Below are 11,432 nucleotides of genomic sequence, written 5' to 3' on the forward strand. Positions count from 1 at the left end.
GAGTAACATAATAGTTGAAAAATAGGGGTAAAAAACCTCCTTTTTGTGCGCCCTAAATACAAAAACTATTCCCGTTTTGTCATGAACTGCTCGGACGGGAATAGTTTTAAATGCTTAACTTAATGACATTGGGACTTTTACCCTGCCTTTTCCAAATTCCTCTCGTATATCATATGGAAAAATAACGTAGGCTCCGCCCTTATCTGGAACAGGGTGGATAGTTGCTTCAAATTCATATACTTTAGACAAGATTCCTCCTAAATGTACTTACTAGCTTCACGAATGGATAAGCCTACCATTTGGGAACTGTACTTTTTTAGAAAAGCCCGTACCCAGTCAGGATTGGTCTTGGAATAATCTCGCAAACTCCAGCCAATCGCCTTGTTAATGAAAAATTCAGTCTGATTGAGATTGTTGACCAGGATTTTTTCCAACAACTCAGTGTCTGTCTTTTCTTTTTGCAAGAGTTGGTGGTCAATGGCAATTCGCCTCAACCAGAAATCATCATCAAGGCTCCATTCCAAAATGGTCTGCTTGGCCTCTGGATTGTCCAAAACAATCTTACCAACTAATTTATCCAGTCCGTCAATACTGTCCCACCATGACTTTGCCTGAGCAAGCTTTTTCAAACGGGGTAGGTCGGCTAAAACCAAGTCCTTTTTCTTTGTAACCAGATAATCAATGGCGATATATTGAAATTCACGGTAGGGCTTAGACCAGCAAGCCTCTACAAAATCCCAATCAATTCCCTGAGCATTGAAATCTTTGAAGAACTGCTTGGCGATCTTTCTTCGGTCAGGCGTTCGTACACCCAAGAATTCAAAATTATTTTTCATATAAGATTTCATAGGCTGGGCTTGACTAGCATCAGCCACAGCCAACAAACGTTTTTCTAATTCGTCAATCTTCATTTTGCTTACCTACAAGAGATTTTTGAAGCCAGACAATATCATGCCAGGTATCAAATTTATAACCAACATTTTTGAAATGTGCTACCTGTTCATACCCTCTCTTCTTATGAAGAGCAAGCGAGGCTGGATTAGGAAGAGCAATGCAGGCTAAAAAGTTTTTAAAGCCACGCGCCGTCAATTCTTCTTCCAAGGCATCATACAAGAGACTTCCGATTCCTTTTCCACGCGCCTCTCTACTAACATAAACAGACAATTCAACTGTCCAATCGTAAGCAGCACGGGCATAATAGGTTGAAGCATAGGCATAACCCACAACTTTACCTTCTTCTACTGCGACCAGATAGGGAAACTTCTCCAAGGTCTTTTCAATTCGACTTGCAAAGGCTTCCACAGTCGGTACTTCTGTTTCAAAGGTAATAGCGGTCTTTTCTACATAAGGAGCATAAATTGCCACAAGGTCTGCCGCATCCTCTGTCCTTGCGGAACGAATGTCTATCATTTAGTTCTCCAATAATTCTCTATCATAAATTGTATAATCACAGCGGTATATAATCAACCGCTTGCCATCAATTAAGAGTTCAGAAGTCTTAGGTGCATCAGATGCATAAAGAGACACTTTATCACCTACATAAGTAGCAAGCGGGGTTCCGTTTTGCGAACGAATCAAAACCACCTTAGCCTTACCAGTAAAATCATTTTTCAAACTAGAAACCATCCGATTAACCAAGGGAATAGAACGATCATAGTTGGCAATATCTACAGTCGATTGATACTTGGAACATAAATCCTCCAAGCCCTCTTCGGCAGCAATCAAGGAAGAGCCAACATGGTCAATTTCATAATTACCAAGTGTCACCTTCAAAACAGACGAATCCGCATTGGAATTGCCTTCGGCATCCACAGAGTCAAATTCCTGATTCCGCGAAATCGATAAGGACTTACCAGACATTTCATCTATTAGCTGAGAATTCTCATCAAATGTCCGAACTGTCATTTCCAAGCCAATCCATTCTTCCTTGGTATTCTTCCACCAATTTGAAATTGATTGACAAGCAGACAAGGTGACTAGACTGGTTGCTAATACAACACCAAGTGCTAACTTTTTATTCCATTTCATATAAAACCTCCAATGGTTGATACCTTATTGTAACATGTTATACAGTAAATACCAAAATTACTTGCAGATAACAATTTTATCCCAGAAAATAGTCTGGCATACTTTATGAAAGCTATTTTGTAAAAGAAAGAGGAAACATAAAATAAATATCAATAAGTTCATTTCAAACTTTCTTTATAATCAATTGACTTTTTGTACAAAAAGGGTTACATTTAATTTGATATATTAACAAGGAGGTGCTCTTATGAAATTGCTTGGAAAAGTTGCCCTGATTACAGGTGCAGCATTTGGACTTGGAAAAGGAATTGCAGAAGTCTATGTAAAAAACGGGGCTAAAATCTGTATGATAGATAGAGATGAAGCCGTTGAGACAACGGCACAAGAATTGCGAGAAAAGTATCATGCAGATATCATTACACATATAGCTGATGTTCGTGAAATAACACAATTACAAAAGGCAGTAAATAAAACTGTTGCGGCATTTGGTTCTCTAAACATAGCTTGCTGCAATGCCGGAGTCTGTCGCTTGGCGCCATTTGAAGAATTTACAGAAGAAATGAGGGATTTCCATATTGATGTAAATATCAAGGGTGTCTGGAATACTTGCCAAGTCGCTATTAAGGAAATGCTAAAAGGAAACGGAGGCAGTATTGTCATTGCTTCCTCAGTAACAGGAGATATTGTGGCAGATCCTGGAGAAGCAGCTTATGCCATGACAAAGGCTGCAACAGTCGGCTTAACTAAATGCTTAGCGGTTGAATATGCTCAAAAAAATATTCGTGTAAACTGTACACAATTAGGCTACGCACGTACTCCAATGGTAGAACAAATGGCTTTAGAGTCTAATCCTGAAAACCCCGAGCAAATCATCGAGGGAATTGCAAAGGCAGTCCCAATGAAACGACTAGCAGATCCTAAAGAAGTTGGAGAATTATTTGCTTTTCTTGGCAGCGATGAAAGTAGTTATATAACAGGAGCCCAAATTGTCATTGATGGAGGGGCTACTCTGCCAGAGACTGTTGATATGGGTGTCTAACGCACAGTGTAATTAAAAAGGAGAATAATAAGATGAGTCCTCATCAAGTTATTCTCCTTTTAGGTTATAAAAAACCGCCCCATTGGACGGTTATTACACTATTAAAAATTAAAAACATCATTCAAATTCTCAGCCATGGTCGGATGGGTGAAAATCTGTGTTTTGAAGTAGGTATAAGGAATCTTATTGTCAATGGCCATAGCAATCAGGTTAATCAACTCCTCGGAATTGCGACCAAAGAGAGTCGCCCCCAGAACAAGCTTACTTTCCTTATCCACGATAACCTTGAAAATACCTTTGAGGTCATTGTTGACATGGGCGCGTGGCATGTTGGCAACAGGCAATTCATTGGCAATGTAGTCATAACCTGCTTCCTTGGCTTCCTTCTCTGTCAGACCAACACGAGACAGCACAGGCGTGATAAAGACGCTGGTTGGAACAGACTTGCGTTGGCTCAAGCTATAAGTTCCAGTCCCAGTCAACTTGCCGAAAACGATACGGAAGTCGTCTAGGGATGTGTAAGTGAATTGTGGACCGCCATTGACATCTCCAACTGCGTAGACACCTGGAACTGTGGTTTCGCAGTAGTCATCCACCTTAACAGCACCATTTTCCAAAACCTCAATGGCTGTATTTTCCAAGCCCAAGTCAGCAGTGTTCGGCACACGACCTGTCGCATAGAGGACTGCATCGAAGATTGCTGTTTCGCCATTAACCGTCACGGCAACTTGCTCACCCGCAGCTGCTAATTGCTCAATTTTGGCACCCAAGGCGAAGGTCACACCAGCTTCTTCCATATACTCCTTGGCTAACTTAGCAACCACTTCTTCTTCTCTAGGTAAAATAGCAGAGCTGGCTTCATATACTGTCACCTGACTGCCGAGTTTGCTGTAAAGTCCAGCAAATTCAAGTCCAATGTTGCCTCCGCCGATAATGGCCAACGTGTTAGGACGAGTTTCCAAGTTCTGAATGCCTGTACTATCATAAACATGTGGCGTGTCTAGCAAACCTGGAATTGGAAGAACACGTGACTTGGCACCTGTATTGATGACAATAGTTTCCGAAGTCAGTTGGATTGATTCCTCACCTGCCGATACTTCAACGACTTTGTCCGCAACAAAACGCGCGTGTCCTTGATACAAACTAGCACCACTGCCTTTCAAGACTGCCTCGTTTTTGTTCCTCAAGCGAGTGGTGACTGTTTCCTTTTGCTCCATTACCTGCTCAAAAGTCCAGTTTTTATCTGCTGATACCAAGAGGGTCTTGGTTGGAATACAACCGATATTGATACAGGTTCCGCCAAACATAGCTGGATTTTCCTCAACCAAGGCAACCTTTTTTCCAGCTGCTGAAAGCTTACCTGCCAAGGTCTTACCAGCCTTACCAAAACCAATGACTACTAAATCATATTGTTCCATAAAATACTCCTTTTATTTTTTTAACATTAGTCTATCAAAAAAGAAAATTTTTGGCACAATTCTGCTACGGCCTATTATGGAGTCCTAGTTGCAGGAAAAAACATTACAATAACTGAGAAGGTTTAGATAAAAAATAGGTGAATAATAGACGAAATGTACTTATTTTTGATACAATGTATCCATACACCAGTTTATTAATACAGAAAGGTAAAACTATGAAAGAAAAATTTCAAATGTGTAAAACCTATCTTCCAGTCGTCTTAGCAACGATTGGATTTGTCAACGGTTGCAAAATTATCTTTGGAGAATTAGGTAAGCCAAATGGCATGGAAGCTAAATATCCTCTCTTTCTCCTAACCATTTCCTTGGTTGCTATTTACATCATCCCCCTACTAGTACTGACATATTCCTTAGCTAAACGCTATAACATCTCCAAACAAGTTATAGGGCTTAGCTGGCTTTTAGGCTTAACAAGTAGCATCTCTTTTTCTGAACTGGGACATACAGCTATCGGATATTTCCTGCTCGAAATCGTTAAAGCTAGTAATAATTTCCTAAATGACTGGGGCGCAGCTATTTCAGGTCCATTGGCAGAAGAAATCGGAAAAGGGCTGACTGTTCTACTTGTACTGCTTATTTGTAGAAAAATGACACTAAAAAATGCATTGGTAAGCGGAGTGATTGTTGGATTAGGTTTCCAAATCATGGAAGACATCACCTTTGTTTTTAGAGACATGTTCATGAATAAATTAGACGGCTTTGAAACCATTCTTGAACGCGTTGGTCAAGCTGGTTGGGCCCATTGGGTTTTCACGCTTCTCTTTGCCATTGGCTTAGTAGCCCTTCTCACGAAAAATACAGGTATGTCAAAAGCACAGGGAGTATTTTGGATCGGTGCAAGCTTTGGAATCCATTTTCTCTTTAATTCACCGTTCAACACGGGCATCTTCCAGACGGTGTTTCCTATCTTGAGTATTTTCCTTGGCTTACTTGCCTATCAAACGGTTGAGAAACTATCTGAATAGACAAAAAATCCGCCTTTGAGCGGATTTTTTATATTCTTGTTAGAACAAGCCGATAGCTGTCCCATCTGCCGCCACATCCATGTTGAGAGCTGCGGGAGCTTTTGGCAAACCAGGCATGGTCATGACATCTCCTGTTAAGGCAACGATGAAGCCTGCTCCTAATTTTGGAACAAATTCACGGACTGTAATGTCAAAGTCTGTCGGCGCTCCAAGGGCAAACTGATTATCTGAGAAGCTGTATTGGGTCTTGGCCATGCAGACTGGCAACTTATCCCAACCATTCTTAGCAAATTCAGTCAGCTGGTTACGAGCCTTCTTCTCGAAAACCACACCTGAGCCACCATAAATCTGCGTAACAATCTTGGTCACTTTCTCTTCCAAGCTATCCTCAGCCTTGTAAAGACGTTGGTAGTTTGCTGCTTGATTTTCAATAGTAGCAACAACTGTCTCAGCCAATTCAACACCTCCATCAGCGCCATTTGCCCATACACTAGCCAATTCAACAGGTACACCAATCTCAGCACAAAGTTCTTTCAAAGCTGCAATTTCGTCAGCTGTGTCAGATACAAATTCATTGATAGCGACGACTGCTGGAATACCGTATTTCTGGATATTTTCCACATGACGTTTGAGGTTGGCAAAACCAGCTTTTACAGCCTCTACATTTTCAGCAGAAAGTTCTGTCTTAGCGACACCACCATGCATTTTAAGGGCACGAAGGGTGGCAACAATGACTACTGCATCCGGAGCCTTAGGCAAGTTCGGCACCTTAATGTCAAGGAACTTCTCTGCTCCAAGGTCTGCACCAAAGCCTGCTTCTGTTACGGTATAGTCGGCCAATCGCAGAGCGGTTGTGGTAGCGAGGACTGAGTTGCAGCCATGAGCAATGTTAGCAAATGGACCGCCATGGACAAAGGCTGGCGTGCCATAGATGGTTTGGACAAGGTTTGGTTTAATAGCATCCTTCAAAATAAGAGTCAAAGCACCTTCCACTGCCAAATCACGCACGTAGACAGGACTGCGATCGAAACGATAACCGATAACAATATTTGCCAAACGTTCTTTCAAGTCATTGATGTCTGTCGCTAAACACAAAATTGCCATGATTTCAGAAGCGACCGTGATATCAAAACCATCTTCACGCGGAATACCATTGAGCGGACCACCCAAGCCCACTGTTACCTTACGAAGGGCACGATCGTTGAGGTCCACGACCCGTTTCCAGATGATTCGGCGTTGGTCAATGCCAATCACATTCCCCTGATGGATATGGTTATCAATCAAGGCTGAAAGGGCGTTGTTTGCTGTGGTAATGGCGTGCATATCGCCTGTAAAATGCAAATTGATGTCTTCCATTGGCAAGACCTGAGCATAGCCACCACCTGCAGCTCCACCTTTGATCCCCATAACAGGCCCCAAAGAAGGCTCACGGAGGGCAATCATGGTTTTCTTGCCAATTTTAGACAAGGCATCTGCCAAACCGATAGTAATAGTTGATTTACCTTCACCAGCCGGCGTTGGGTTGATAGCTGTCACCAAAATCAATTTCCCTGGCGCATTGTCTTTCACCGCATTGATTTTATCAAAGGACAATTTTGCCTTGTATTTTCCATAGAGTTCCAAATCATCAAAGCCAATTCCAACCTTATCTACAATTTCTGTAATCGGTTTTAAGGTTACACTTTGTGCAATTTCAATATCTGTTTTCATGAGAGCTCCTAATTTCCTTATTTTTTATGGACATTATACCATACCACAGCTTATTTTCGCATATTTTTTACTATTTATGCACTAACGTACGGAATTTTCAGAAAAACTACAGGTTTCCTTACTTAAACAGATACAAATTTTTAAAAACTGCATTCTCATCATAGCTCTACACTTCCATCTAAGACTGGTTTTAGTTAGTTTTTTCAAAAGAGAGTCAGTATTCCTTTAAAAATTGCCTTGATGAGCAAGCAAACGACCGCTTGCATAAAGCACTTCACTTATATAGTCTTTTAGTTTACTTTTAGTACGAGGCAATGAGCCGCAGGCATAACTGAAGTTAGGCAAGGCGAGTTAACGAAGTAATAAAAGAAAAACTAAATGATGACAATACAGGCCCTTATATTTTTTGTATTGCAGCATCATTTTCCAGTGTCACAGATTGATTAGCAAATAGATTAGTGCAAACTTTACGAAAAATAGAAATTCTAGTAAAATATGAACATGAAACTATTGATTACATCAGGCGGAACAAGCGAAGCTATCGATCAAGTCCGCGCTATTACAAACCATGCTTCTGGAAATCTTGGAAAAATCATTGCCGAACAAGCCTTGAAACGCGGTCATGAAGTTACTCTTGTGACTACAAGACAGGCTGTTAAACCAGATTCTCAGAAGAATTTAACAATTATCGAAATCACAAATGTTGATAGTTTGAAAGAAACATTAGAACCTTTAGTCAAATCACATCAGGCTCTGATTCATAGCATGGCTGTATCCGATTATACACCTGTTTATATGACTGGTTTAAATGAACTAAGAGCAACTGAAGACATTTCTAGTCTACTAAAAAAACAGAATACAGAAAGTAAGATTTCATCCAAGGATGACTACCAAGTTCTTTTCTTGAAAAAAACTCCCAAGGTCATTTCCTATGTAAAAAAATGGAATCCAGCTATCACACTCTTTGGCTTCAAACTATTGGTTAATATTCCTAAGGAGGAATTATTTGCCGTAGCTCGCCAAAGCATTGAACGAAATGGCGCTGATTATATACTTGCTAATGACTTGAAGGATATTGGAGAAAATCAACACATTGCCTATTTGGTTGATAAAACAAGGGAGATTCAAGCACAGACAAAAGATGAAATTGCTCAGCTCATTTTAAATACCCTAGAAAAAGGAGAACAAAATGGCTAATATCACACTTGCCGTTACTGGCTCTATTTCAGCCTACAAAGCAGCTGACCTAACTAGTCAATTGACCAAACTCGGTCATCAGGTTACAGTCCTCATGAGTCGCTCTGCTATGGACTTCATCACACCTTTGACTCTCCAATCCTTGGCAAAAAATCTGGTTCACACAGATGTCATGATTGAAGAAAATCCTACTCTTATCAAGCATATCGATATTGCCAAAGAAACAGACGTATTTTTAGTTGCCCCTGCTTCTGCCAATACGATAGCTAAATTAGCTAATGGTATGGCTGACAACATTATTACGGCAACAGCTCTGGCTCTGCCAATTGGTACTAAAAAACTGCTGGCACCTGCTATGAATACTAACATGTACCTCAATCCTGCTACCCAGAAAAATATCAAAACCCTCATAGAGTATGGTTTTGAGGAAATCAAACCGCGTGAAGCCCTGCTTGCTTGCGGCGACTTTGGTACAGGGGCCTTGGCTGAGGTAACTGATATTTTAGAGAAAGTGAGTAACACCCTTGATGAAAAAAAATAAATCAACTCAAATTGCTACAATTGCAATCTTCTTTGCTGTCATGATTGTCATCAATATATTGAGTTCAATTATTTTTAATATATTGCCTGTTCCAATAAAACCCACCATCGTACATATCCCAGTCATTATTGCTTCTATTATATACGGGCCACGTGTTGGGGCTTGTTTGGGGGCTCTCATGGGCTTAATGAGTATGATCCATAATACTATTATCTTACTACCAACCAGCTATCTTTTCTCCCCATTTGTTGAAAATGGTAATGTTTATTCAATCATCATTGCAGTTGTCCCACGTATACTAGTCGGGATTACACCTTATTTCGTCTACAAATGGATAAAAAATCGTAAAGGATTATTTATTGCTGGTGCAATTGGTTCAATGACCAATACTATTTTTGTACTTGGAGGTATTTTCTTCCTCTTCTCCTCTGTCTTTGATGGTAATATTCAAGCAATGTTAGCAACCGTTTTAGGTACCAATTCAATTGCAGAAATGATCATTTCTTCTGTATTAACTGCAGCGCTTGTTCCAACTTTACAGAAAATTCAAAAATAAATATCAGAAAATCATGTGAAAGCGTGATTTTTCTTTTCAAACATGGTATAATGAAAGCGTTTAATAGAAAAATTTTTAAGGAGATATGCGATGACTTATCAAGAAACCTATCAAACATGGCTCGACTTTGCGGACCTTCCAGATTACTTGCGTGAAGAATTAGTCGCAATGGATGAAAAAACAAAAGAAGATGCCTTCTATACAAATCTTGAATTTGGTACAGCTGGTATGCGTGGTTATATTGGCGCTGGTACCAACCGCATCAACGTATTCGTAGTCCGTCAAGCTACTGAAGGTTTGGCAAAATTGGTAGAATCAAAAGGTGAAGAAGCTAAAAAACGTGGTGTTGCCATCGCTTACGACTCACGTCACTTCTCGCCAGAATTTGCTTTTGAATCAGCTCAAGTTTTGGCAGCGCATGGTATCAAATCTTATGTATTTGAAAGCCTTCGTCCAACTCCTGAGTTGTCATTCGCTGTGCGCCATTACAATACCATCGCAGGTATCATGGTGACTGCAAGCCACAACCCGAAAGAATTTAACGGCTACAAGGTTTACGGTGAAGACGGCGGACAAATGCCACCAGCTGATGCAGATGCATTGACCAACTTCATCCGTGCCATCGACAATCCATTTGTAGTTGAATTGGCTGACCTTGAAGCCAGCAAGGAAAATGGCTTGATTACAGTTCTTGGCGAAGAAACTGACGTTAAATATCTTGAAGAACTCAAAGACCTCAACATCAACCCTGAATTAATTGCTGAGTATGGTAAGGACATGAAGATTGTTTACACACCGCTTCATGGTACGGGTGAAATGTTGGCGCGTCGTGCTCTTGCACAAGCTGGTTTTGAGTCTGTTCAAGTTGTTGAAGCACAGGCAACTGCTGACCCTGACTTCTCTACTGTCGCTTCTCCAAACCCAGAAAGCCAAGCAGCCTTTGCCCTTGCGGAAGAACTCGGCCGTGAAGTCGGTGCGGATGTCCTTCTTGCAACTGACCCTGATGCTGACCGTGTTGGTGTTGAAGTTCGTCAAGCAGACGGCTCTTACTGGAACCTCTCTGGTAACCAAATCGGTGCTATCATCGCTAAATATATCCTTGAGGCCCACAAGCAAGCAGGTACACTTCCAGCAAACGCTGCCCTTGCTAAGTCAATTGTATCTACTGAGTTGGTAACTAAGATTGCTGAAAGCTATGGCGCTACCATGTTCAACGTCTTGACTGGTTTCAAATTCATCGCTGAGAAAATCCAAGAGTTCGAAGAAAAGCACAACCATACTTACATGTTTGGTTTTGAAGAAAGCTTTGGTTATCTCATCAAGCCATTCGTACGTGACAAGGATGCTATCCAAGCTGTGCTTATGGTTGCTGAAATTGCTGCCTACTACCGTTCACGTGGTATGACCTTGGCTGACGGTATCGATGAAATCTTCAAAGAATACGGCTACTTTGCTGAGAAAACCATTTCAGTTACCCTTTCTGGTAAAGACGGTGCAGAGCAAATCAAGGCAATCATGGCTAAATTCCGCGATAACTCACCAGCACAATTCAACGCAACGGACATCACAGTCTTTGAAGACTTTGCCCTTCAAACTAAGACAGACAAAGACGGAAACGTTGAAAAACTCACTACTCCTCCATCAGATGTCTTGAAATACACCTTGGCAGATGATTCTTGGTTCGCTGTTCGTCCTTCAGGAACAGAACCAAAAATCAAATTCTATATCGCAACAGTCGGTGAAACACTTGCTGAAGCAGAAGAAAAAATCGCCAATATCGAAAAAGAAATCAACGAATTTGTTGGATAATCATTTAAAACCAAAAAGAGTCGCTTTCGCGGCTCTTTCAGATTGCAGACAAACATCGTTTTGGTGTTTGTCTTTTTACTGTTTTTAGAGAAAAATGGCTGTTTTAATGCTG

The 11,432-nt window shown here is 40.9% G+C and carries 11 protein-coding genes and 1 pseudogene; 6 read left to right on the forward strand and 6 right to left on the reverse strand.

Annotation, left to right across the window (positions count from 1 at the left end; translation table 11 throughout):
• Positions 1-132 precede the first annotated feature (132 nt).
• The 4 genes and pseudogenes from P7J58_RS10575 to P7J58_RS10590 form a co-directional block, all read right to left on the reverse strand.
• A pseudogene (locus P7J58_RS10575) lies at positions 133-249 on the reverse strand (DUF1905 domain-containing protein); the annotation flags it as partial.
• An 8-nt stretch (positions 250-257) separates the two neighbouring features.
• Positions 258-911 (reverse strand): DNA alkylation repair protein, encoded by a 654-nt coding sequence (locus tag P7J58_RS10580; protein ID WP_172008173.1) that lies wholly within the window; start codon positions 909-911, stop codon positions 258-260.
• A complete protein-coding gene (locus P7J58_RS10585; RefSeq protein WP_044766988.1) occupies positions 901-1,410 on the reverse strand; it encodes a GNAT family N-acetyltransferase in 510 nt (169 codons plus the stop codon). Before P7J58_RS10585 ends, P7J58_RS10580 begins: the two co-directional genes overlap by 11 nt.
• Positions 1,411-2,028, reverse strand: a complete 618-nt coding sequence (locus P7J58_RS10590; protein ID WP_408556316.1) for a DUF5052 family protein — start codon at positions 2,026-2,028, stop codon at positions 1,411-1,413.
• A gap of 244 nt (positions 2,029-2,272) precedes the next feature.
• Between P7J58_RS10590 and ucpA the strand changes: the two genes are divergently transcribed.
• Positions 2,273-3,064 carry an SDR family oxidoreductase UcpA gene (gene ucpA / locus P7J58_RS10595; RefSeq protein WP_024378557.1) on the forward strand — a complete coding sequence of 264 codons (792 nt, stop codon included), beginning with the start codon at positions 2,273-2,275 and terminating at the stop codon, positions 3,062-3,064.
• A gap of 101 nt (positions 3,065-3,165) precedes the next feature.
• Here ucpA and P7J58_RS10600 read toward each other — a convergent pair whose 3' ends face one another.
• A complete protein-coding gene (locus tag P7J58_RS10600; protein ID WP_408556317.1) occupies positions 3,166-4,482 on the reverse strand; it encodes an FAD-containing oxidoreductase in 1,317 nt (438 codons plus the stop codon).
• Between the two features lie 215 nt (positions 4,483-4,697).
• Between P7J58_RS10600 and P7J58_RS10605 the strand changes: the two genes are divergently transcribed.
• A complete protein-coding gene (locus tag P7J58_RS10605) occupies positions 4,698-5,507 on the forward strand; it encodes a PrsW family glutamic-type intramembrane protease (RefSeq protein ID WP_002943604.1) in 810 nt (269 codons plus the stop codon).
• A gap of 39 nt (positions 5,508-5,546) precedes the next feature.
• On the opposite strand, the gene P7J58_RS10610 is transcribed toward P7J58_RS10605, so the two are convergent.
• Entirely contained in the window at positions 5,547-7,217 is a 1,671-nt protein-coding gene (locus P7J58_RS10610) for a formate--tetrahydrofolate ligase (protein ID WP_408556318.1), read from the reverse strand.
• 501 nt (positions 7,218-7,718) lie between these two features.
• On the opposite strand from P7J58_RS10610, the gene P7J58_RS10615 reads away from it, so the two are divergent.
• The 4 genes from P7J58_RS10615 to P7J58_RS10630 all read left to right on the forward strand — a co-directional run bounded on the left by P7J58_RS10615 (position 7,719) and on the right by P7J58_RS10630 (position 11,320).
• Complete coding sequence (locus tag P7J58_RS10615; RefSeq protein ID WP_029180522.1) at positions 7,719-8,414, forward strand: phosphopantothenate--cysteine ligase; 696 nt, start codon at positions 7,719-7,721, stop codon at positions 8,412-8,414.
• Positions 8,407-8,955 (forward strand): phosphopantothenoylcysteine decarboxylase, encoded by a 549-nt coding sequence (gene coaC / locus P7J58_RS10620; protein ID WP_408556319.1) that lies wholly within the window; start codon positions 8,407-8,409, stop codon positions 8,953-8,955. The genes P7J58_RS10615 and coaC overlap by 8 nt, the downstream gene beginning before the upstream one ends.
• Positions 8,942-9,511, forward strand: coding sequence for an ECF transporter S component (locus P7J58_RS10625; RefSeq protein WP_024409588.1), 570 nt, complete (start codon positions 8,942-8,944; stop codon positions 9,509-9,511). Before coaC ends, P7J58_RS10625 begins: the two co-directional genes overlap by 14 nt.
• A gap of 90 nt (positions 9,512-9,601) precedes the next feature.
• Complete coding sequence (locus tag P7J58_RS10630; RefSeq protein ID WP_408556320.1) at positions 9,602-11,320, forward strand: phospho-sugar mutase; 1,719 nt, start codon at positions 9,602-9,604, stop codon at positions 11,318-11,320.
• Positions 11,321-11,432: the final 112 nt, after the last annotated feature.

It is taken from the genome of Streptococcus suis, from assembly GCF_046032535.1.
Lineage (GTDB): Bacteria > Bacillota > Bacilli > Lactobacillales > Streptococcaceae > Streptococcus > Streptococcus suis_AK.

Excerpts from the sequence above, each read along its gene's own strand:
- P7J58_RS10580 (WP_172008173.1), bottom strand. The coding sequence starts at position 911 with ATGAAGATTGACGAATTAGAAAAACGTTTGTTGGCTGTGGCTGATGCT.
- P7J58_RS10585 (WP_044766988.1), bottom strand. The coding sequence starts at position 1,410 with ATGATAGACATTCGTTCCGCAAGGACAGAGGATGCGGCAGACCTTGTG.
- P7J58_RS10590 (WP_408556316.1), bottom strand. The coding sequence starts at position 2,028 with ATGAAATGGAATAAAAAGTTAGCACTTGGTGTTGTATTAGCAACCAGT.
- ucpA (WP_024378557.1), top strand. The coding sequence starts at position 2,273 with ATGAAATTGCTTGGAAAAGTTGCCCTGATTACAGGTGCAGCATTTGGA.
- P7J58_RS10600 (WP_408556317.1), bottom strand. The coding sequence starts at position 4,482 with ATGGAACAATATGATTTAGTAGTCATTGGTTTTGGTAAGGCTGGTAAG.
- P7J58_RS10605 (WP_002943604.1), top strand. The coding sequence starts at position 4,698 with ATGAAAGAAAAATTTCAAATGTGTAAAACCTATCTTCCAGTCGTCTTA.
- P7J58_RS10610 (WP_408556318.1), bottom strand. The coding sequence starts at position 7,217 with ATGAAAACAGATATTGAAATTGCACAAAGTGTAACCTTAAAACCGATT.
- P7J58_RS10615 (WP_029180522.1), top strand. The coding sequence starts at position 7,719 with ATGAAACTATTGATTACATCAGGCGGAACAAGCGAAGCTATCGATCAA.
- coaC (WP_408556319.1), top strand. The coding sequence starts at position 8,407 with ATGGCTAATATCACACTTGCCGTTACTGGCTCTATTTCAGCCTACAAA.
- P7J58_RS10625 (WP_024409588.1), top strand. The coding sequence starts at position 8,942 with ATGAAAAAAAATAAATCAACTCAAATTGCTACAATTGCAATCTTCTTT.
- P7J58_RS10630 (WP_408556320.1), top strand. The coding sequence starts at position 9,602 with ATGACTTATCAAGAAACCTATCAAACATGGCTCGACTTTGCGGACCTT.